A 22,986-nucleotide genomic window follows, 5' to 3' on the forward strand; every position below is an offset into this window, starting at 1 on the left:
TATCCTTACTTATAATTTCCTTGATCAAAACGGTAGATTGCTCCCACGCTGGCCAAATGAGCCTGGTACGTTTTTCCAAAATTACTCGAATTATCGGTTGCGATATAGCGGTAAGCCAAATTTGCCGCATAATTCTCGGAGAAATTATAAGTTATTCCCACAGTTCCCTGGTAGGCAAAGGCGCTGTCGCTAGTGGTAAAGTAAGACGGTCTAAAAGGACCTATGCTGTCAAGCTCTGCTCTAAGAGAGGCATAACCAATTCCCAATCCAATAAATGGCGCTATGGCTGGTAACATATCAGGGCAATCATAGTAAATATTGGCCATGATAGTGTTAGCGGAGGTAAAACCGGTAACACCGAGTTGTGTAATAAAGTTAAGATTAAACTTTCTGGCTTCACCTCTGAGATAGGTGTATTCTACTTCATAGCGGATTGGGTTACTTTGGTAGCCGACCCGTCCACCGGCGTTATAGCCGTTGTTGTACCCCACTTCATCACGGAATACCCCATATGCGAAATTGTATATGTTTGGGGGGATATAGGTATAACCTCCAAATGCGCTGGCATACCACCCGTCTACAGGCACTGCGGCAGAAGCAATACCAGTAGCTAATATAGCTGTTGTAAGTAATGTGATTCTCATGACATCCCTTTTTATTATTATTATTTTTTAACTGAATCATGTTAGCGGTTTGTCTTAAATTTGCAAGTTTTCTATTGTGCTTTATTGAGCAATTTAAATTTTAAATTTCAGTTAGCTCAATGATTTTGTTGCTTGTATAAAATTCTGATTAAGGTAAGATGAAATTTGGACAAGGAACAAGGAGCGTATATGCCACCAAAGGATGGAAAAGAATTATTGGATATAATCGACAATTTAAACGAATTTGCTGAAAAATTATTAAGTCGCATTGCTGATGAATCCGATGAAGGATGTAAGCAATTAGTTCATGTCTTAGAATCTGCCCGGGCACGATATAACAAACCCATTGAATCATGGCTTAAAGGTTGGTTTTACCAGTTTACCAGAAAACGCGGACAAGAAATTGATATGGCAATTAAAGGCATGGAAGCTTTCCCTGATGCCTACACTCGCTTGCAGGAGTTTAAGTTATTGGTTGGGAAAGGAGAGTGGGAACATGGTTCGTTTAATTATTATTTATTTGATGAGCTTATCAAGTCAGTTCCTGGCTATAAACCATTAGAAAGTGAGTTAATCCATCCAATTATTTTGAAGCTCAGACAAAAAATAAATAAAAGAATTGACGAGTTTATGTTGCAATATCTGGCTACGCAAAAATTAATAGAAGCTCGAAAACAGGAATTGTTACAGACACATCAGAGTGCTCAGAAATTTATCGATAATGTTTCAATTACCAATGACCTGGAAGCAGCTAAAAAATCAGCCAAAGAAAATAAGAGTGTTATACAATTTTGTTTGATTTTTGAAAGTGATATTTGGAAGCTTTCCTGGATAGATGCAACAGGAAAAGCGTATGCTTTGGAACCCGGAGAAGAGTTAATCCAAATCCTGATAGACGGAAAGATTAAGGATATCGTTAAGGATATTGATAATCTAAGTGCCTTGCATTTGAAGCAGCTTAAACAGGAATGTGTAAAAGCCAGAGAAATGCTTTTAGGACGAGTTCAACTGCTCATCAATCCGAAAGATCTGAGAACTCAAGTTGAGTTGACTAATAATGTATTAAAAGAAAATGGTATTTCTGCTACTTTTGTTTTGCGCGGTAAACCTAATGAGTATTCGCTCTGGTGGATAAACACATTAGGTCTCGCACATGAAATTTCATTAGAGTTCTATTCATCAATGAAAACATGGTTAAATGAGCAAAGTTATCCGTTAAAGGAAGAACACATTTCTCAACTTAAAACTTATTTATTGAGTGTAAATACTATCAAGTCCATTGATGTCAAGGAAGACATGAAGGAATTTAAGGCTCAATTGCAAGAATGTTTAGCTGCCGGACCAAAATCTAAAATACCTCCTGTCAGTAGCACAAGCAAAACGACAAATGCCAAAAAACTGGATTTGCGTTTATTTGGAGACGTTGAACGGTGTTTGAAGAATCAGTTAAGTGAAAGGCAAGAAGAAAAGGTTGCTACACCAGAACCTGGTAAAATTAATTTAGATAAATATGAGAATATTGCTACCTTGTTTGGTAACAGAGCTAAAAACATGGAGCAACACGAAGGACAATCATCAAAACCAAATGATAGTCTCGCTATAAGATCTATTTAATGAATAAATGCAGTAACTGCCTTGAATTTTATTTCAAGGCAGTTCAAATTTATTGATTAAAACCATTGGTAATAGGATATCTCCAGTCTTTACCAAAGGCCAGATTGCTTATCTTTATTCCTGGTGCAGCCTGACGTCTCTTGTATTCGTTACGTTTAATCAATTGAATGATTTTATTGACCACTTGTGGTTTAAAACCTTTGGCAATGATTTCAGAAGGGCTTAAATTCTGTTCCATGTAAGCCATGATAATGGCATCCAGTTCACTGTATTCGGGTAAACTATCCTGATCAGTCTGGTTTGGTTTTAATTCAGCAGAAGGAGGTCTGGTAATGACCCGCTCGGGAATAATTACTGAAATCTTGTTTCTATACTTCACTAATTCATACACTTGGGTTTTCAGCACATCCTTTAATACGGCAAATCCGCCTGCCATATCGCCATATAAAGTGGCATAACCTACGGCCGTTTCACTCTTATTGCTGGTTGTAAGCACCATTTTCCCGGTCTTATTTGACAAAGCCATGAGCAGCATGCCGCGTATTCTTGCCTGAATATTTTCTTCTGTGGTATCGGGTGGCAACCCTTTAAAAACAGGATGAAGCGATTCAATCATGGATTGAAACATAGGTTCAATCGGTATAATGGAATGTGCAACTTTAAGGTTACTCAATTGTTCCAGCGCATCTTCATTGCTAATTGATGCGGTATATTGTGAGGGCATCAGCACCGCATGAACTTGTTCTGCGCCGAGCGCATCGGCAGCTATCGCTAAAGTTAAGGCAGAATCAATGCCTCCAGAGAGCCCAAGCAATACACCGGGGAAATTGTTTTTTCTGACATAATCTCTAGTGCCACAAACCAGTGCCTTATATATGAGCGCTTCTTTATCCAGATAAGGGGTGATTGATCCGTTTACTTTGTTACCGTCTATATAGACAGTGCATAAGCTTTCTTCAAAGGCGGGAGCCAGGGCACGGATGGTGCCTTGATTGTCCATAGCCAAGGATTGTCCATCAAAAAGCAAATCGTCCTGACCACCAATTTGATTGACATAAATAATGGAAATACCCTGTTGAGCATAAGATTTTAAAAGCTCTTCTCTCTGCTGGTATTTACGATAATCAAAGGGAGAGGCGTTTAAACTGATTAAGATGGAAATACCACTGTTAAGTAAATCGTCTACAGGGCCTTTTTGCCATAAATCTTCACATATGCAAAACCCTAATTTATGATTTTTAATTGATAAAACGCAAGGATCTTTTCTACCAGGTTTAAAATATCTTGCTTCATCAAAAACTCCATAATTTGGCAATTTTTGCTTGTGATATTCTCTAATTTTTTGTCCTTGATAAAAAATGCTAAGGCTATTGTAGCAATTGCCTGTGTGCATCATTGGATGTCCGACAATGACATAACAATTTCTGACTATATCCTGAATATTCTTGAGGTTGAGCATTATTTTATCATGATATTCTTTACGAAAGAGCAAATCTTCTGCCGGGTAACCGGACAGAACTAGTTCAGGAAAAATAATCACATCATGGTTTTCCTGATGGTCTTGGATGGCATCAATAATTTTTTTTGCATTTGCGTCAATAGCTCCAACTGTCGGATTAATTTGAGCCATCAGTACTGTCAAAGGTGCGTTCATGAAAATCTGTCAATTAATTTGCATACTGGAATTGTAGCTTAGGGGGCATTGATATGGCTACAGATGGAGATCATGGTATTCATTTTAATTGAAGAATTGTTTTTTCCGCTCCCTTATGGTCGCGGCTCGGATTATGGCTCACTCTGAGTCAGATAGGATCATGGTTAAAACCGAGCCGCAACCGTAAGGGAGCGGATAGAACAACCCATTCTATTGTCAAAAAGCGTAAAAAATGACTACAATATACGATTTTTCCTGGACAAACCCGCAGCATGTTAAATGAAGCAATATCAAAAATGCCAGAGGCTTTTGAAGCTAAAATATTGCTTCGGGGTGAAGAGTACTTTCAAAAAGGCCAGGTACTGAATATTCGCTTAAGTGACGGCTTGTTGAAAGGGAGAGTGAAGGGTAGTTCGAGTCAAATTTATGATGTCCATATGGATTTAAAATCATGGCCCGCGAAACCTTCTCGATGTTCATGTGCTTATCAATACAATTGTAAACACGCTGCAGCTTGTCTTTTTGCATTACGAGACAGAGAAAAAGTAAATCTGGATTCACTGCCTTCTAATAAGCTGGACAGGAAATTGGATGTTTGGCTAAAAAATTTACGAGCACAAGAAGCATCCGAAATAAAAAGGGAAGAAGCGACACACCATCTGACTTATTTGATTGATCTCAAACTTCGGGGTCATGAGCACAAGGTGAGCATTAAGTTAGCTTTGGCCAAGTTATTAAAGCGAGGCGGTTACGGGAAAAAAATAATCTTTAATACTCTGGCTAATTCAAAAAAACAACATTTTATGGGCGATGATAATGACATTGTGGCTCAATTGTTATTTAAATGTAATGTATCCGGCTGGTTTGATAATCTTTTAATTCGGAACACCGAGCTTCTTGATAAGATCATTGCAACCGGAAGGGCATTTTTTATTGAAAATGAAGATAGCCCTATACAAAAGGGAGAGACTTTAACTGGCGAATGCCAGTGGATTTTATCCTGGAATGGCAATCAGATTTTAAAGTTAAGACATGATAATCAGAATATTGAGCCATTATTACTGGATGAAAGTTGGTATTTTGATATTAAAAATGCAGTAATGGGCCACTTAAATTCTCCATATCCTATCAGGCAACTCCGCCATTTGTTGGAAGCACCACCTATTCCTCTTGATCAAGCGGAGTTATTGGCCAAAAAAATGTCTAAAAATTGCCCTGAATTCCCCATGCCCAATGTGTACAATCAAAAGGAAACGAAACAATTAAAACCAATTCCTGTGTTAATGCTCGATGCGGTCACCGAACAGGAAGAAGACAGATGGATTGATGATGGAGAGCAAAGTAATTCTCTTTATATAGCAAAGATCTTTTTTGATTACGAAGGATTACTTGTCCCTTTTGCGGAAGAGTGTGAAAAAGTTGTGTCTTTAAAAGGAGATATATTAGTTGAATACCAACGTGATCAGGAATTTGAAGATTTAAAAATTGAAGAGTTGAAAAGTTCTATTGATTTGAGACCATTTCATCAATGGGAAAAATATCATTGGAGTTTACCCGACCACTCTTTTTTTATTTTAAAAGATGTGCAAATTGTTTCAGACTTGGAAATTCTTTACCAACAATCGCTACCTTATTTAAAAGGTCATGGATGGCGTGTAGAGTTTGCCAGCCCGTTTTATCAAGAGATTGTTTCTGCTGATGAAGTGGAGTGGTATTCCGATATACAGGAAAGTACAACCGATTTTTTTTCCTATCAATTGGGCATTTTGGTTGAAGGCAAACCAGTGAGTATTGTGCCTCTGGTTGCAGATTTGATTCAACGTTACAAAGGGAATGATTTAGATAATTTGCCTGATGAACAGCTGGTCAAACTTCCATTGTTGGATGGTCGTTTATTGCAATTACCTATGGGGCGAATTAAGCCTTTAGTGCGTTTGTTATTACAGTTTGGCTTGCGTCAAATTGATCAAAATCAGCAATTACAGATTAATAAATATCAATTGGTATTAATGCAGGAAGTGGAATTGGCTATTGCTGCAACCAAATCACGTTGGCAAGGTGCTGAATTATTAAGAGAAGAACTAAGGAAGCTGGTCAGATTAAATGATCTGCCAGAGATAAAAGTTCCATCTGGTCTTCAAGCTCATTTGAGGGATTATCAACACTATGGGTTAAACTGGTTACAATTTTTGCGGGTCAGTCGTTTTAATGGCGTATTAGCCGATGATATGGGGCTTGGCAAAACAGTGCAAACCCTCGCCCATTTACAATATGAGAAAGAGCAATCAAGATTAACTAGAGCCAGTTTAATCATAGCGCCTACCAGCCTTGTTGGTAACTGGTTTGCTGAAGCCAAGCGATTTACGCCAGAGATCAGGGTATTGGTTTATCATGGAAGTGACAGACATCAGGATAATTTCGATGACTATGATTTAATTATTTCTACCTATGGATTAATTCACAGGGACAAAGAAAAATTTGTTGGTTATCCCTTTTATTATCTTATTTTGGACGAAGCGCAATTCATAAAAAATGCACGAACAAAAACGACACAAATCATTCAACAATTAGAGGCCGCACACCGTTTATGTCTTACTGGAACTCCGCTGGAAAATAATTTAGGCGAACTCTGGTCTTTGTTTCATTTTTTAATGCCGGGCTTATTGGGTGATGCCAAGCAATTCAGGCTTTGGTTCAGAACGCCTATAGAAAAATATGCTGATATGGGAAGAAGGGATTTGTTAGCGAAAAGAGTACAACCTTTTTTACTACGTCGGACCAAAAATCAGGTGGCCAATGAACTGCCACCCAAAACGGAGATAACCCGTACTATAGAGTTGGTTGGTGCTCAGCGAGATCTTTATGAGGCTATCCGCATGAGCATGGAGAAAAAGGTAAGAGATGCTATAGCAAGGCAGGGATTGGGGAAAAGCCATATATTATTACTTGATGCCTTATTGAAATTACGACAAGTGTGTTGTGATCCAAGATTGTTATCCATGTCTGAAGCGGAGATTGCTCACGGTACTTCATGCAAGCTCGATGCATTGATGGAGTTGCTTGATAATTTAGTTGAGGAAGGAAGGCGAGTACTGGTATTTTCACAATTTACATCGATGCTCAAGTTGATTGAGGAATTATTAATAGTCAAGCAATATGATTATTTGAAATTGACGGGACAGACCCAAAACAGACAAGCCTTGGTCGAGCAATTTCAGCAAGGTGATACGCCAATATTTTTAATTAGTTTGAAAGCAGGAGGCACAGGGCTTAATCTGACTCGTGCTGATACAGTAATTCATTATGATCCCTGGTGGAATCCTTCTGTTGAGGATCAGGCTACTGACAGAACTCATCGAATAGGCCAGGAAAGCCCTGTTTTTGTTTATAAGTTGATTACATCAGGTACTGTAGAAGAGGCAATTCTTGGTATGCAAGAGAAGAAAAGACAATTAGTGGAGGGAATTTTGTCTGCGGATGCTTCCAGGTCAATGATTTTGAGTGAAGACGATTTAAATCAATTTTTTATGCCTTTATGAAAAAATAACGGTTGATTATCCGCTCCCTGACGGTCGCGGCTCGGATTATGGATCAAACCAATCCTCAACCATCAAACCGAGCCGCGACCGTCAGGGAGCGGATAATCAAACCACAAATATTTATTTAAAGATTTCTGTAGCAAAGTTACCTGTCATGGCTTATGCTTTATTACAAGCTCTTGTATAACTTGAACTTTGTAACCCAACAGAACGCACAGTTTATACAAGAGGTATACTGATTCAATTATGGAGATTAATTATGAAATTATGGAAAGTGTTATGTAGTTTTGTAATTGCTGTATGTTATTTACCATTAGCCTTTGCAGCATCACAGTCTCCTGCAGGTACCTGGACAACCATTGATGATAAAACCGGAGCTAAAAGAGCTGTAGTTAACCTTAAGGTAACAAATGGTACTTTAAGTGGTACTATCGTTAAAGTATATCCACAACCAGGTGATACCGGAATTTGCTCTAAGTGCCCAGGTGCATTTAAGGACAAAAAAATTCAAGGTTTGACTTTTGTTTGGGGATTAAAAGATGAAGGCAATGGTGTTTGGAGTGGCGGTTCTATCCTCGATCCCAAAACAGGAAAAATTTATAAAGCCAAGATGACCATGCAGGGCAATAAATTGTATGTCAGAGGGTATTTTGGAGTATCTGCTCTGGGACGTACTCAAACCTGGATTCGATAAGTAGTTTTTAAGAATGTTTTTATATATAATGCGGGGCGGTGCTTTCTCCCACCTTTATGGCGGTTCGCACTATCCTGCATTTTATTTTTAGTGTTATTATCATTTGAAATTAGATTAAGAATGTCTTTAAATAGATTGTCTTCCCTATAAATAATTTCTCGAATAAATTGTTATTACCATGCTTGATTTGCAAACATCTAAAAAAACAGTCGACCCGCTAAAGCGTCCTCCACATTCTGTAGAGGCTGAGCAATCCATCATTGGTGGTTTGATGCTCGATAATCAAGTTTGGGATAAGGTAAGCAATAAATTATGTGAAACCGATTTTTATCGCACCGAGCATCGTATTCTTTTTAGAGCCATTTCTGCTCTAGCCAAAAAAGATCAACCCTTTGATGTGGTGACCCTTCTTGATGCTTTGAAAACACACAACGAGTTAGATGATGCTGGTGGAGAAGCCTATTTATTTGAGTTGGCAAATAATACACCAAGTGTCGCGAATGTGACCGCTTATGCGGATATTGTGCGAGAAAAATCAGTCCAGAGGCAACTGATAGCGGTAGCAACAGAAATTGCTGATTCTGCTTATAATCCTGCTGGAAGAGAAGTACCTGAGCTATTGGATATGGCAGAAACCAAAGTATTTGCCATAGGTGAACAAACCGCGAGTGACGGTGGGCCAGAAAATATCAAATCCATTTTGGTTCGTGCAGTAGAGAAAATAGATGCCCTCTATCATAATGGTGATGCGATTACAGGTCTTGCTACAGGTTTATCTGATTTGGATGAAATGACATCGGGTTTGCAGCCTTCTGACCTGATTATCGTTGCTGGTCGCCCATCGATGGGAAAAACAACTTTGGTGATGAACATGGCAGAGCATGCGGCAATCAAAGCCGGTAAGCCAGTATTGGTTTTCTCTATGGAAATGCCTGCTGATTCCCTGGCAATGAGAATGATGTCTTCCTTGGGGCGAATTGATCAGCATCGGATTCGTACTGGTAAATTAGATGATAATGATTGGCCGCGAGTGACTTCTGCTGTGCACATGCTTTCTGAGGCTCCTTTGTTTATAGACGATACTCCTGCTTTAAGCCCCGGAGAAATGAGGGCACGTGCCAGGCGTTTAGCAAAGGAACATGGCTCTTTGGGGCTTATCGTTGTCGATTATTTACAATTAATGAAAGTCCCTGGGTTTAATGCTGACAATAGAACAGCAGAAATCTCCGAAATTTCTCGCAGTCTTAAATCATTGGCAAAAGAGTTACAAGTTCCGGTAATTGCTTTATCTCAGTTGAATAGAAGCTTAGAGCAGCGAGCAGATAAGAGGCCTGTGATGTCAGATTTGCGAGAATCAGGAGCAATCGAGCAAGATGCTGACTTAATCTGTTTTATTTATAGAGATGAAGTATATAATGAGGACAGTCCTGATAAAGGTACTGCTGAAATCATTGTTGCCAAGCAAAGAAATGGGCCCATAGGCAAAGTCAGGGTAGCCTTCTTGGGTAAATACACACGATTTGAAGATTTGGCATTTAATGGTTATCAAGGGGTAGAATAGGGTGTCAAGACCTACACGTTTAGTGATAGAGCCCAGTGCTTTATTGCACAATTTATCTCAAATAAAGCATTTGGCTCCAGGCAAGAAAGTTATCGCTATGGTAAAAGCCAATGCCTATGGATGTGGAGTCAGAGAAGTTGCACCTGTTCTTGATGGGCGTATCGAGGCTTTTGGAGTAGCTTGTCTTGAGGAAGCGATGGCTATTCGAGCTTTAGGCGTTGAGACCCCCTGCGTACTCTTTCAGGGCGTCTTTAGTTCTGATGAATTGTTAGTAGCTGTTGAGAACGATTTCGCCTGTGTTCTTCATCACCCACAGCAGTTAGGATGGCTAATCAATACTCCACTACCTTATCCAATAAAAGTATGGGTTAAGGTAAACACAGGCATGCACAGACTTGGATTTAAGATCCATGAATTGCAAAAAGTGATGGAGGCATTGCAAACCTGTACCTGGGTTGATAAAAATATAGGGTTAATGACTCATTTGGCTTGCGCGGATGAACCCCTCCGCCCCGAGAATCAACAACAAATCTCTTTGTTTCAAGAGATATCCATACCTGGATTTTACCAACGCAGTATCGCTAATTCAGCAGCAATTATTTCATTCCCTGATTCCCAGGCTGATGTGGTGAGACCAGGGATTATGTTATATGGCGTTTCCCCATTTGCTAATCAAAATGCTCAGGATTTAGGTTTAATCCCTGTGATGCGTTTTATGTCAGCCATCAGCGCGATTCATGATAATCCATCTTTTGCTCAGGTAGGCTATGGTGGAACCTGGAAAAGCGATAAACCTTCGCGAATTGGTATTGTTGCAGCAGGTTATGGTGATGGGTACCCACGACATATTTCCGAGAAAACGCCGGTTTGGGTTAGAGGGAGGGAAGTGTCTATTGTTGGCAGGGTTTCTATGGATATGCTGACTGTCGATTTGACAGAGCACCTTGATGTTCAGATAGGCGACGCAGTTGAGCTTTGGGGAACACATGTTTTAGTAGAGCGCATTGCCAAATCAGCAGGTACAGTAGGATACGAATTATTATGTCAAATTTCAGAGAGAGTGCGTTACAAATAAGTTATGGATAATAACTGTTCGTGATGGTAGAATGACAACCGATTTTGTAACTCTTTAAACAGGTGAACTGTAATGAAAAAATTAATTGTTGCATCATTATCCCTATCATTTATGCTAGGTGGCTGTGCCTCAATGAACAAAGAAGGTGTAGGTACAATTACCGGTGGTGTGGTAGGTGGATTACTTGGTAGCCAATTTGGTGGTGGTTCAGGTAAAGTTGCAGCTGCAGGAGCAGGAGCATTATTAGGAGCTTACCTGGGTGGTCAAATTGGAAAAACGATGGATAAGGTAGACCGACTTGAAATGCAAAGGGCCCTAGAAACAGCTCCAACGGGTAAAGCAGTTGCATGGTCAAATCCGGACACTGGCTACCGTTATACTGTCCAACCTACGAGAACTTATTATAATGCTCAACAACCTTGCCGTGAGTACATTACCAAAGCCATGATTGGTGGCAAAACCCAACAAATTTATGGTAAGGCCTGTCGCCAAGCTGATGGTTCCTGGCGTGTTGTGAATTAATTTAATTGATTAAGATTGTTGGGGGAAAACCCAACAATCTCATTCTAAAAATCCCAATCTCTTTGTTAAAAAAAGTTTTTAACTCGATCATTTACTTTATCTAAACTCCCTTATTAAAATCAATTTTTGCCTCGACCTTGGGGTTTTTCGTAAGTCCCGCGGTGATCTTTTATAAAATATTTCCTGACTAGTTGCCTCATTTATTGAGCTTAACCCCTCCTTTTTGTGCTATATTTATACAGCAAGTTACTAATTTAGTATTAATCAGGGAGAGTGAAATGGCTCACTTAATTCATAGCGTACTGCCGGTTCCACCAAGGAAAATCGCTTATATTCATCCTGATGATAGTGTCAAAGAATGTATTAAACAGATGGTTGAAAAAGATATAGGTGCTTTAGTCGTTTTCGATAATGATACCAACCTGATTGGTATTGTGAGTGAAAGAGACATACTTCGTTGTTATTTTCATAAGAATCTAAGTTTGGAAACTGCAAAAGTATCTGATGTTGTTTATACCAATGTCACGATATTAAGCCCCCATGATTCGGTAGAAAAGGCCATGCAAGTGATAACTGAAACGAAAAGACGACATGTATTAATTAAAGAAGAAGGTGAGTTGTTAGCTATATTGTCAATAGGGGACTTGTTGTACCACGTCTTGGAAGATAAATTGCGAGTAATAGAGCATCTGGAAAATTATATTCATTCCTGATGTTTAACTTCTCATTTCAGGTTTACATTTTATTACTTTAAATGAGGTAGTCTTGTTTGAGCTATTTCATACAATCGATCCTAAGTGCTATAGTATTCATTTAAAAGAATTATAATGAAAACCATGAAGCAAATGATTCGCTTGACAATGTTACTTCTAATGCTCAGTTTTAATTTATGGGCGATAAATTCTTCATCTCCCTGGTATACAGAAGAAAAAGGGAAAGGGCTTATAATTAACGTGGAATTGTATCTTTCTTCTACTTGCCCTCATTGTCATAAGGCCGATGAATTTTTCAAAGAAATTGAATCACATTATCCCTGGTTGCATGTACAGCGTTATATTATCGATAAAGACAAAAACGCTTTGAAACGTTTTGGTGATTTATTAACAGAGCTTAACCGATATGATTTTGCGGTTCCATCCATATTTTTTTGTAATTCTCGTTGGGTAGGATTTGCCTCTGCACAGACAACCGGAAAGGATCTGCTCAATGGCATAAATTATTGTAAAGAAGCAATCATTAAAAATGGAAGATTGACTCCTGCGACCGAGAGTGTTTTAAACAGATGGGGAAATGCTAACTTGTTTGATGCGAATATCACAGGAAGCCCTTCCTCAAATGCATTTATTTTTGTTGTAGCCTTAATCGATGCAATCAGTCCATGTGCTTTATTTACTATCGCTGCATTTTTTGGCCTTTTATTCATGATGGAAAAACGAAAGCTGCAATTTATTTGCGTTTCTCTATTTATTTTAACCGTTGGTGGTGTTCATTATTTTCAACAGGTTTATCCTACTCTGTTTTTTGAGTCGCTTTCATGGTTCCGTGTTCCGGCCGCATTGGTAGGCCTTTTTGCTTTTTACTTCGCTGGTCAGTATTATAAAAAGCGTTCTATCCAACCATTATTTATTGTTTTAGCTTTTTTATTGGCATTAACAGTGCCGATGTTTCAACAAACCTGTTTGATGAATTGGTCTTATGTTTTTGAACAATGGTTACATAACCAAAATGTATCAGGAGTTCAGATGGGGCTATATCAATTTGCGTATCAGCTTATCTATATCTTTCCTTTAATTATCTTGATGTTTCTCTATTGGGTTCTGATGAAAATTCATTTTTTCAAAAAATTTAAGGAAAAATTATCCACTGTAGGTTTCTTATATATTTTAGCTATCGCACTCTTATTAATCATTTATCCCTATGCCTTGTCTAATTTGGCTTTATCATTATTTTTGATTATCTCATTGGGTATCTCCGGCCTGCTACTGAATTGGTTTAATGCTTCTAAAATGACATGAGGATTCTATCGACATAAAATAAATTATAAATTCTGAATATCTTTCACTTTATGACATACAATTAAAGTTAAGCCAGGCTTTGAAGTTAATCGCTTATGGAGAAATTCTCATCATGGATGATAATAATTCAGAATTTAAGCATTTATTTCCAATAGGTGTGGAGGTAACAGAGGGATATACTTACAAATGGTGTGGTTGTGGCAAAAGCAATACCCAGCCTTTCTGTGATAAAGAGAATTGTGGAGATAAAGCAGTCTCTTTCATAGCAGATTTGACTGAAGAAGTTTATTTTTGCAATTGCAAACAAACCAAAAGCCCTCCTTTTTGTGATGGATCGCATGCAAAGGTTTTGCTTGAAGTGCTTAAAAACAGGCAAAATAAATGAACAGGAAAGGAAGTCTTAAATGATAGATCAAGAATTAAAGAAAAAAATTGTTAACACAATTAGCCAATATGAGCATAAGTGTGACAAGATGCAAAATCAAATTAATACACTCAGAAGTGTAATTAATCAATTGATCATTAATCCTATTGGAATCAATTATGAATTGGATGATCGCCTTTCACAATTAAGAAATTATTTAGATACGGAGTTTGAACCGGCTGTCATAGAAAAAAAAGTGAAACGTTTGGCAGAAATGCTTTCCAAAATGCAAAAGAAAAAAGCGGAAAATTCTCGTTTAGTCAATGGGCTAATCAAACAGGGGGTGGAGTCCATTGGCCGTATTGCCAATAAATCTCAGGATAAGAGGGCAGTTACAAAATTACAAAAAATGCTGGATACCGAGATGGAAAGCCATGCCATTTTGGTTCATTTTAATCAAGTTTTAACTCAATGCATTTCTTCCGTGATTAAGGAATTGGAGGAGTTGCCGCAAATTACTAAAGTCGATAGCCCCAAAAAGAGTTTTCAATATGAGATTAGTTTAAAAGTAAATGACAGTTTACAACAATTACTTAACCATTTATCCATCCCTCAGGATTTGGATTCCAAGAGAGGAAGCATCAAAACCAATTTGGAACATGCGCTCAATGATGAAGAGCTTAGCTCTATCATTGACAGTTTGACGGAATTGGTCGTTGAGGCATTTAATGTTGAGCAGAATCGATTCAAAGGGTTTCTTCAACAATTAACCAATCAGCTCAATGATTTTGAACTCTACTTAAGAGCAGCGGGGAATACTCGCAGAAAAGCTTCTGAAGACAGTCGTCAATTAGAGTCCGGAATTCAGGATAACCTGGATCAAATCAAAAACCATCTTGATACTTCTAAAACAATTGAAGAATTATCCTCAAAGGTAAGTCAGAATATAAAAATGATTGGCGATCGGTTAAAAGAGTATCGACATAATGAAGAAATTCGAGAGAAAGAGTATGCAAAACAAGTATTGGAATTGCAGGCAAGATTACAGGAATCCGAGCAAAATGCTGAAGAAATAAAAAATTTGCTTTCATTTCAGAAATACAGAATTAACCACGACAGTTTAACAGGCTTGCCGAACCGGGAATCTTATGATGAGCATATCCTGGATTCATTCCATCGCTGGAAACGAAGTTCAAGCGTATTATCTCTTGCTGTATGTGATATCGATCATTTTAAACGTATTAATGATAATTTTGGTCATCTTGCAGGAGATAAAGTTCTTAAAAAGGTAGCTATGATTTTTAAATCGTCAATCAGGACGGTTGATTTTATTGCTCGAATTGGTGGTGAGGAATTTGTGTTTATTTTTGAACAAACCAACAGTAAAGAAGCCCTGGGAATTTTGGAAAAATTACGTAAATTAGTTGAAGATTGTTTGTTTTATTATCATGACAAAAAGGTCGATGTTACGGTTTCATTTGGGCTTACTACTGTGACTGAAGGCGATGATATTGAATCTTTATTTATGCGGGCAGACAATGCCATGTATAAAGCTAAAAATGCAGGAAGAAACAGGATTGAAGTATTGTAGTGGAATATATTTCCAACATTTTTTTAATGACACTGCTTTCAGGGTAAGTCTGAATTAAAAGATGATTTTCCTCTGATACTGTTTTTAAATGAACTTGATCTTGTCCTTATGATTTGGGATCATCATAGTTCTTTGTATTTCGGATGGTGTCATGAGCAAATTGATCGATATTCCAATCGTTGTGGAAAGTGGACAAAAATATAAAACATCTCACGGTGTGACAGCTATTAAAGATGGAATAAAATCTTCGGGTCAAAATCATGAAAGACTCCCAAAACCGAAGTGGCTGCGCATAGTCAATCATACAACTCCAGCTTATAGCCAGGTTAAAGAGCAAGTGCAAAAACATCGCCTGGCAACAGTTTGTGAAGAAGCGAAATGCCCTAATATCTCGGAATGTTGGTCTCATGGGACTGCGACTATTATGTTAATGGGGGCAGTATGTACCCGGGCTTGCCGATTTTGTTCTGTGGATACAGGAAATCCTCATGGCTGGCTCGATGCACAAGAACCGGAAAATACCGCGGAAACGGTTGCTTTAATGAACCTGGATTATGTGGTCTTAACTTCAGTTAACCGGGATGATTTACCTGATGGAGGGGCTAATCATTATGCCAAAACCATTAGAGCAATCAAAAAACGTTCTCCAAGAACCAAAGTCGAGGCGCTAACTCCCGATTTTCAAGGAAGTGAAAGAGATGTTGCTGTCTTGCTGGATAGCGGTGTTGATGTCTTTGCCCAAAATGTAGAAACCGTTGAGCGCTTGACTCACCCGGTAAGAGACAATCGAGCGGGTTATCAGCAAACCTTGAACGTTCTGGCTTTTGCCAAGAAATATCGACCTGATGTTCTGACCAAAACCAGTTTGATGCTGGGATTAGGTGAAACGGATGAGGAAATTATACAGACTATGGATGATCTGCGTGCTCATCACGTGGATATTTTGACTCTGGGGCAATATTTACAACCTACTAAAAACCATTTGCCTATAGCACGTTATGTAACTCCAGAAATTTTTTCAGAATTAAGGCAAATTGGATTGAAAAAGGGCTTTTTTGAAGTGGCTTCAGGCCCACTGGTTCGATCAAGTTATAGGGCTGACCGAGTGTTCAAACGGGATAATTTGGGGCTGGATGTTTGAGATTAGTGCGCCGTTAGTATTTTTCTAATTCTATTAATCCGTACATGCTTAGGAGGTGCGAAGCACCGTCTCGAAGCATCATCCAATGTAACATTGCCCACCTTAACTTTTACGTTTTGAATAGTCTGATAATGCTTGCCAATCTCCCTTTATTAAAGCCTCTTTCTTTTTCCGACTCCACCCTTTGATTTGTCTTTCGGCAATCAAGGCTTCCTCACGAGACATAAATTCTTGGCTGTATTTTAATTGAATTGGTAATCTTGTGCTTGTATAACAACCAGGAATCATTTTATCCTGATGTTGCATCAGGCGTTTTTCCAAATTATCCGTTTGTCCTGTATAATAGCTCTTATCACTGCATCGAAGAATATAAACCCAAAACATTTAGTTAATCCCTTATGCTATGTTTTTAAGCATGCTTCGAGACGGTGCTTCACACCTCCTCAGCATGAACGGATTAATATAATAACTAATTTATCCAATTAACAAGAAAAATTTATGGATAATCGGAAGATGGTTTGCATAACACCCCAAGGCTGATTATAAAAATCGGATTTTCCCATCAGGTTGTTCATGCTTCGAGACGGTGCTTCACACCTCCTCAGCATGAACGGATTAATATAATAACTAATTTATCCAATTAACAAGAAAAATTTATGGATAATCGGAAGATGGTTTGCATAACACTCCAAGGCTGATTATAAAAATCGGATTTTCCCATCAGGTTGTTCATGCTTCGAGACGGTGCTTCACACCTCCTCAGCATGAACGGATTAATATAATAACTAATTTATCCAATTAACAAGAAAAATTTATGGATAATCGGAAGATGGTTTGCATAACACTCCAAGGCTGATTATAAAAATCGGATTTTCCCATCAGGTTGTTCATGCTTCGAGACGGTGCTTCACACCTCCTCAGCATGAACGGATTAATATAATAACTAATTTATCCAATTAACAAGAAAAATTTATGGATAATCGGAAGATGGTTTGCATAACACTCCAAGGCTGATTATAAAAATCGGATTTTTCCATCAGGTTGTTCATGCTTCGAGACGGTGCTTCACACCTCCTCAGCATGAACGGATTAATATAATAACTAATTTATCCAATTAACAAGAAAAATTTATGGATAATCGGAAGATGGTTTGCATAACACTCCAAGGCTGATTATAAAAATCGGATTTTTCCATCAATCCGTTCATGCTGAGGAGGTGTGAAGCACCGTCTCGAAGCATACTCGAATGCAACAATGTCCATTGAAATTATGCTAACTCAATACCTCGTCGTTTCATGATCTTGTGTAAATAATAAGCTAGGAAATACATCAGAATACCAAGCCCCAAAGCACTAATGCCCATAATCAAATAATAGTTTTTATAATAGGGCAAGCTTTCAAGAGCAGAATTAATATTCTCTGGTATGGCGACCCAACCTGCAATTCGTCCTGAAATGGCATTGGACATGGAACTGGCCAAGTACCATACGCCCATAGCAAAGGCAATCGCACGCCCATCACAATACAAGCCAATCATGCTAAGGCCAATAGCGCTGACCCATAATTCAGCAATTGAGATTAAAATGTAGGTCAAGGCAATGTAGTTACCATTCACTAACCCGTTGATTGCATTTTGGGCAGCAAAGGCCATGATCAGTAGGGCAATACCAGAGAGAATCGTGCCGGCTGCAAACTGATAGGGAATTGTGAAACGTGAAAAAAATCTGTAGAAACGAGGGAGTTGACTTCCAATCAGTAAAATGAGCAAAGGATTTAGCATTTGGTATTGAGCAGGAGAAATTTTAAACCAAAGAAAACTTAGATCAGAATTGTTTTCTGCAAATAATACCAAAGTACTGTTCATTTGATTGTATATAATAAAAAATACGACGGCTTCTATTATCAGCAATACAGCGATCATTTGTTTACTGCGAGTTTCGCCTTTAAGCATAATGGTTTTAACCAGAAACCAGAAAATTCCTAGAGCACATCCTGCGCCTATTAGTGTGCTGGCGATATAAACATGAGTATAAGCATATAAAGTAAGGGAATAGATAGCCGCTATATAAGCGACAAGGCGTAATAGACCTTGATTGGAGAATTTGGATTTATCCATTCCCCAAATGACATTACTATAAATGGAGTAACGCTTAGCAAAATTCAAGGCAGCTATGGATTTGCCGATAAAAGTCAAAGTGAGTACTGAAAGTGGGCCATAGCGACTTTCCAGGAGAACTGGCGCGATCATAGTTGCCAGCAGTGCTCCCACATTAATGGCCATATAATAATAAGTCATAGCGGATTTGGCCTTAATGGCATCATCGGAATAAATGTGAGAAACCATACTTGATGCTGTTCCCATTAATAGGGAGTTGGTTGCTGGAATAAAGGCAAAAGCAATGATAAATAATTGATCCCCAAGAGAACTGATGGTGTACCCACTTAACATGACCAGTAAATAAGCACATGCTAGCATGATGCTGCCCAAAAGAATGGATCTTCTGACACCAATAATATTATCGGCCATATACCCACCCAAAATAGGCATCAGGTAGCCTGTAGCTTGAGTTACACCTATGAAAGCGTAGGCTTTGGCTTGACTGTAACCCAAACCCTGAGCAATTAAGGGTCGAGTTAAAAATAAAACCAGAACTGTATTCAGAGCATAGACAGAAAACTGGCTCCAAAAAGTAATAAAAATAATGTTATTGGTTTGTTTCTGGCGAAGACTTAGTTCTGGAAGATAATTTTTAACTGCTTGAGAAATCAATTTCACACCTCATTCCGTTTTTTCTAACCTACGGTTCAAGATTATCACTTCCTGGCGAGAACTACATCAATAATATGAGTATCATGGTAAGGAAAAGTAAAAATCTTGCTGAAAAGCCGTTTAAGACGCTGAATTAAAAAGTACTTTGGCAGCATACGTATTGATAGAGTATTAAGAAACCAGGTGCCTTCTATTCCAAACAGTGCCAATTCATCAATGTTATTAAGGGTAATGGGTATTTCAATACGTTGATGATCCAATATATTAAATTGGTGTTGTTTAAATGCCAGCATGAGTTCGTCGAGATTTGCAGCAACGGTCGTATTTTTGACTATGGATTTATAGTAGTGGCCAACAACTCGGCTTAAAATAGTATCCTGAGCAATAAAGTTGGCCAGTTGTTGTTGTGCTACAGGAAAAGAATCGTAGGTTGTTGTGATTAAAGAAAAGTGCCCATTGGCGCGCGTCAAGTATTTGGCTTCATCAAAGAGAACATTGATAGGGATGTAAGCATTAATAAAATGAGCCAGAACCAAGTCCTGGCTATGTGCGGGCAAAAATTTATTAGCTTCTGCAGCACTACCTTCAATGGTTGTTAAAGGAAGGGCTTCACTAGCTCGTTTTAACATTTCTGATGAAACATCAATGCCTGTGAAATTGGCCTTGGGCATTAAGTGATGTAATTTTTGCAGAAAAGATCCATTGCCAACGCCCAGATCAAGGATTTTATAATGAGGCTTCAGCCCCAAATGAAATTTCCTCATCTGTTCTATGGCAACGTGATGGCTTTCGCTAATTGAACCAAAACGATTAGCTGTCGCGTAATTTTCAGCGATTTGGTTATACATGGCCTTCAAGGACATGCAAAATTCCTATTTAATACGATTTATCAAGTATATCCTTAAATGGGGGCAATTGGCGACTGTTGATTTTGAGAAATCTTTTGTTGTTGTATGACTTACTCAGTAAAAATATGATTTGTTTAATACCTGTGATTTTTATTGTATACTCCCGTATTTATAGAAATATACAAAGTCGCGATAGGAATTGATATGAGCAAAATTTATGCACCAAAGTCCATTGATTTATCAAGTTTTCAGCTTCCAGATGAAAAGCTTCAAACAAAGTATGGTCTACCACATAAGGTGGAATTTTGCAAAAGCTGTGTTATTTCAAATCAAAGGCCTAATTCTGCTGTAGAGTATGAACACAAGAAAGAATCAAAAAAAGATACTATTCATTTTGACGAGCACGGTATTTGTGATGCCTGTCGAGTTGCTGAGCGTAAAAAATCAACTATCAACTGGGAAGAGAGAGACAGGCAATTGAGAGAGCTTTGCGATCGGTTTAGAAGCAAAGACGGTTCCTATGATTGCGTTGTTCCCGGTTCTGGAGGAAAAGACAGTTTTTATGCTGCCCACATTTTAAAATATAAATACGGAATGAATCCCTTGACTGTAACTTGGGCTCCTCATATGTATACACCATGGGGTTGGAGAAATTTTCAATCCTGGATACATGCCGGATTTGATAATTATTTGTTTACTCCCAATGGCAGAGTTCATAGATTGTTGACACGACTTGCTGTTGAAAATCTGTTTCATCCATTTCAACCCTTTATGATTGGTCAAAAAGCTTATGCTCCTAAAATGGCTTTGTTGCATAAAATTAAACTGGTGGTTTATGGAGAAAATGAAGCGGAATACGGTAATCCCATAGGGGATACCGAATCTGCCAAAAGAGACTGGAAATATTTTACCGCAGAAGATAAAAGCAAAATCTTTTTAGGTGGTACATCTGTTCAAGAGTTAAAAAGCGATTTCGGTTTAAATGACAATGATTTGGATGCTTATCTACCTGCTGATCCACAGCAAATTGAGAAACAACAGGTCGAGGTTCATTATCTGGGATATTATCTGAAGTGGCATCCACAAAGTTGTTATTATTATGCTGTGGAACACGGCGGTTTTGAGGCTTCCCCTGAACGGACCCCAGGAACTTACAGCAAATACAATAGTATTGATGACAAAATTGATGATTTTCATTACTACACCACATTAACCAAATTTGGCATAGGAAGAGCAACATACGATGCCTCTCAGGAAATACGTTCTGGCGATATTACTCGTGAAGAGGGTGTTGCCTTGGTGAAACGTTTTGATCAAGAGTTTCCTGAGCGTTTTGCTGAAGAAATTTTTAAATACTTGAGTATTAATCCCAAAGAATTTCCAATTGCTTCGCAAATGTTTGAGCAGCCAATTATGGACAGGGCTTATTTTATGGCTTTAGCGGATACCTTCAGATCTCCTCATTTATGGAAAAAGGAAGGCGAACAATGGATGTTGAGACATCAAGTAACTAATCGCGAAAAACAAACTAGAGATTATCTGGAGACGGTTTAATGGGTAATATCCGTTTGATTGCACGACTAGATATTAAAGGCCCTAATCTAATTAAAGGAGTGCATTTAGAGGGTCTAAGGGTTGTCGGAAATCCCAATGAATATGCTATGGCATATTATGCGCAAGGCGCTGATGAATTGATCTACATGGATACAGTTGCTTCCTTGTATGGACGTAATAATTTATCAGAAATTGTAAAAAATACGGCTGAAAATGTGTTTATACCTATCACTGTTGGAGGAGGTATTCGCAGTGTCGATGATGTAAAACAATTGTTGCGTTGTGGTGCCGACAAAGTTGCTGTTAATACCGCCGCAACCAAAAATCCTGTTCTCATATCTGATATTGCCAGAAGATTTGGTTCCCAATGTATGGTCTTATCAATCGAGGCTAAGCGAGATACAAATGGACGATGGGAAGTCATGACCGATAATGGTCGTGAACACACAGGAATGGATGTTGTCGATTGGGCTCGTAATGGACAGGAGTTTGGGGCAGGTGAGATTCTTCTGACTTCTATTGATCAGGAAGGCACTCGTAAAGGCTTTGATCTGGAATTAGTGAAACAGGTTTCTCAAGCAGTTTCAATTCCAGTGATTGCAAGTGGTGGAATGGGATGCTTGGACGATTTGGTTGATGTTGTTTGTAGTGCTAACGCTGATGCAGTTGCCATGGCTGATGTATTACATTATAAGCGACTCAGTTTGTCAGAGATACGAAATCATGCGTTAGCTAAAGGTATTCATGTGAGAACAATATGAGTTCAGTTTCAATTGTAGATTATGGCATTGGTAATTTATTAAGCGTAGCAAGAGCGTTTTATTATTTTGATGCTCAAGTAAGTTTTGTTAATACTCCAGAAGAAATTATACGCGCTGATCGTCTAGTTTTACCAGGAGTAGGTGCTTTTCAAGATGGGATGAAGGGATTAACTGAACTGGATTTTATAGAACCCATAAAGCAATTCGCACATAGTGGTAAACCTTTTCTTGGAATATGTCTTGGAATGCAGATGATGTTGACTAAAAGCATGGAGTTTGGTGAACATGATGGACTTGATTTAATAGCAGGGGAAGTAGTGAGTATTCCAGTGCATGGAACTGATGGCCAACGACATAAAATCCCTCATATCGGATGGAATAAATTGATTCCAACTCCTTCTTGTGAAGATTGGTCTGGCACGATATTAAAAAATGTCCCTGTCAATTCATCGGTATATTTTGTGCATTCTTATATGGCTGTACCAAGTGACCCTACCAAGCGATTAGCTGATACTGTATATGATGGCCAGGCGATCAGTGCTGTGATAAAGGATGAAAATATTTACGGTTGCCAGTTCCACCCTGAAAAAAGCGGGGAAGTAGGGTTGGAAATTATCAAGCAGTTTTTACAAATTTAGG

At 38.5% G+C, this 22,986-nt stretch carries 19 protein-coding genes; 14 read left to right on the top strand and 5 right to left on the bottom strand.

The window, feature by feature from the left end:
- Nucleotides 1-5: 5 nt before the first annotated feature.
- Entirely contained in the window at nucleotides 6-644 is a 639-nt protein-coding gene (locus OQJ02_RS03670; RefSeq protein ID WP_265717918.1) for an outer membrane protein, read from the bottom strand.
- A 165-nt stretch (nucleotides 645-809) separates the two neighbouring features.
- Here OQJ02_RS03670 and OQJ02_RS03675 point away from each other — a divergent pair, with 165 nt between their 5' ends.
- Complete coding sequence (locus OQJ02_RS03675; protein ID WP_265717919.1) at nucleotides 810-2,258, top strand: hypothetical protein; 1,449 nt, start codon at nucleotides 810-812, stop codon at nucleotides 2,256-2,258.
- A 49-nt stretch (nucleotides 2,259-2,307) separates the two neighbouring features.
- Here OQJ02_RS03675 and OQJ02_RS03680 read toward each other — a convergent pair whose 3' ends face one another.
- Nucleotides 2,308-3,912 carry an NAD+ synthase gene (locus tag OQJ02_RS03680; RefSeq protein WP_265717920.1) on the bottom strand — a complete coding sequence of 535 codons (1,605 nt, stop codon included), beginning with the start codon at nucleotides 3,910-3,912 and terminating at the stop codon, nucleotides 2,308-2,310.
- 272 nt (nucleotides 3,913-4,184) lie between these two features.
- On the opposite strand from OQJ02_RS03680, the gene OQJ02_RS03685 reads away from it, so the two are divergent.
- The 10 genes from OQJ02_RS03685 to lipA all read left to right on the top strand — a co-directional run bounded on the left by OQJ02_RS03685 (nucleotide 4,185) and on the right by lipA (nucleotide 16,414).
- A complete protein-coding gene (locus tag OQJ02_RS03685; RefSeq protein ID WP_265717921.1) occupies nucleotides 4,185-7,451 on the top strand; it encodes a DEAD/DEAH box helicase in 3,267 nt (1,088 codons plus the stop codon).
- A 259-nt stretch (nucleotides 7,452-7,710) separates the two neighbouring features.
- On the top strand, nucleotides 7,711-8,145 hold the full coding sequence (locus OQJ02_RS03690; protein WP_265717922.1) for a DUF2147 domain-containing protein: 435 nt from the start codon (nucleotides 7,711-7,713) through the stop codon (nucleotides 8,143-8,145).
- Nucleotides 8,146-8,323: 178 nt separating this feature from the next.
- Nucleotides 8,324-9,706 carry a replicative DNA helicase gene (gene dnaB / locus OQJ02_RS03695; RefSeq protein WP_265717923.1) on the top strand — a complete coding sequence of 461 codons (1,383 nt, stop codon included), beginning with the start codon at nucleotides 8,324-8,326 and terminating at the stop codon, nucleotides 9,704-9,706.
- Nucleotide 9,707: 1 nt separating this feature from the next.
- On the top strand, nucleotides 9,708-10,781 hold the full coding sequence (gene alr / locus OQJ02_RS03700; protein WP_265717924.1) for an alanine racemase: 1,074 nt from the start codon (nucleotides 9,708-9,710) through the stop codon (nucleotides 10,779-10,781).
- A 72-nt stretch (nucleotides 10,782-10,853) separates the two neighbouring features.
- Nucleotides 10,854-11,303: an RT0821/Lpp0805 family surface protein gene (locus tag OQJ02_RS03705; protein WP_027223780.1), complete on the top strand. Its 450-nt coding sequence runs from the start codon at nucleotides 10,854-10,856 to the stop codon at nucleotides 11,301-11,303.
- Between the two features lie 278 nt (nucleotides 11,304-11,581).
- Nucleotides 11,582-12,016, top strand: coding sequence for a CBS domain-containing protein (locus tag OQJ02_RS03710; protein ID WP_265717925.1), 435 nt, complete (start codon nucleotides 11,582-11,584; stop codon nucleotides 12,014-12,016).
- A 114-nt stretch (nucleotides 12,017-12,130) separates the two neighbouring features.
- Entirely contained in the window at nucleotides 12,131-13,318 is a 1,188-nt protein-coding gene (locus tag OQJ02_RS03715; RefSeq protein WP_265717926.1) for a hypothetical protein, read from the top strand.
- A gap of 112 nt (nucleotides 13,319-13,430) precedes the next feature.
- A complete protein-coding gene (locus OQJ02_RS03720; RefSeq protein ID WP_265717927.1) occupies nucleotides 13,431-13,703 on the top strand; it encodes a CDGSH iron-sulfur domain-containing protein in 273 nt (90 codons plus the stop codon).
- A 19-nt stretch (nucleotides 13,704-13,722) separates the two neighbouring features.
- Nucleotides 13,723-15,273, top strand: coding sequence for a GGDEF domain-containing protein (locus OQJ02_RS03725; protein ID WP_265717928.1), 1,551 nt, complete (start codon nucleotides 13,723-13,725; stop codon nucleotides 15,271-15,273).
- A 151-nt stretch (nucleotides 15,274-15,424) separates the two neighbouring features.
- Entirely contained in the window at nucleotides 15,425-16,414 is a 990-nt protein-coding gene (lipA, locus tag OQJ02_RS03730; protein WP_265717929.1) for a lipoyl synthase, read from the top strand.
- A 102-nt stretch (nucleotides 16,415-16,516) separates the two neighbouring features.
- Here lipA and OQJ02_RS03735 read toward each other — a convergent pair whose 3' ends face one another.
- The 3 genes from OQJ02_RS03735 to OQJ02_RS03745 form a co-directional block, all read right to left on the bottom strand.
- A complete protein-coding gene (locus OQJ02_RS03735; protein ID WP_265717930.1) occupies nucleotides 16,517-16,798 on the bottom strand; it encodes a GIY-YIG nuclease family protein in 282 nt (93 codons plus the stop codon).
- Nucleotides 16,799-17,681: 883 nt separating this feature from the next.
- Entirely contained in the window at nucleotides 17,682-19,190 is a 1,509-nt protein-coding gene (locus tag OQJ02_RS03740) for a peptide MFS transporter (RefSeq protein WP_265717931.1), read from the bottom strand.
- Between the two features lie 38 nt (nucleotides 19,191-19,228).
- Nucleotides 19,229-20,047 carry a class I SAM-dependent methyltransferase gene (locus OQJ02_RS03745; protein ID WP_265717932.1) on the bottom strand — a complete coding sequence of 273 codons (819 nt, stop codon included), beginning with the start codon at nucleotides 20,045-20,047 and terminating at the stop codon, nucleotides 19,229-19,231.
- 189 nt (nucleotides 20,048-20,236) lie between these two features.
- Here OQJ02_RS03745 and OQJ02_RS03750 point away from each other — a divergent pair, with 189 nt between their 5' ends.
- The 3 genes from OQJ02_RS03750 to hisH are packed head-to-tail and all read left to right on the top strand — an operon-like array spanning nucleotide 20,237 to nucleotide 22,985.
- Entirely contained in the window at nucleotides 20,237-21,586 is a 1,350-nt protein-coding gene (locus OQJ02_RS03750) for an N-acetyl sugar amidotransferase (protein ID WP_265717933.1), read from the top strand.
- The gene (gene wbuZ / locus OQJ02_RS03755) at nucleotides 21,586-22,347 is read left to right on the top strand and encodes a glycosyl amidation-associated protein WbuZ (RefSeq protein WP_265717934.1); all 762 of its coding nucleotides are present in this window, start codon (nucleotides 21,586-21,588) and stop codon (nucleotides 22,345-22,347) included. The genes OQJ02_RS03750 and wbuZ overlap by 1 nt, the downstream gene beginning before the upstream one ends.
- Nucleotides 22,344-22,985, top strand: coding sequence for an imidazole glycerol phosphate synthase subunit HisH (hisH, locus tag OQJ02_RS03760; protein ID WP_265717935.1), 642 nt, complete (start codon nucleotides 22,344-22,346; stop codon nucleotides 22,983-22,985). Before wbuZ ends, hisH begins: the two co-directional genes overlap by 4 nt.
- Nucleotide 22,986 lies beyond the last annotated feature (1 nt).

Origin of the sequence: Legionella sp. PATHC032 (assembly GCF_026191185.1) — a bacterium.
Taxonomy (GTDB): Bacteria; Pseudomonadota; Gammaproteobacteria; order Legionellales; family Legionellaceae; genus Legionella.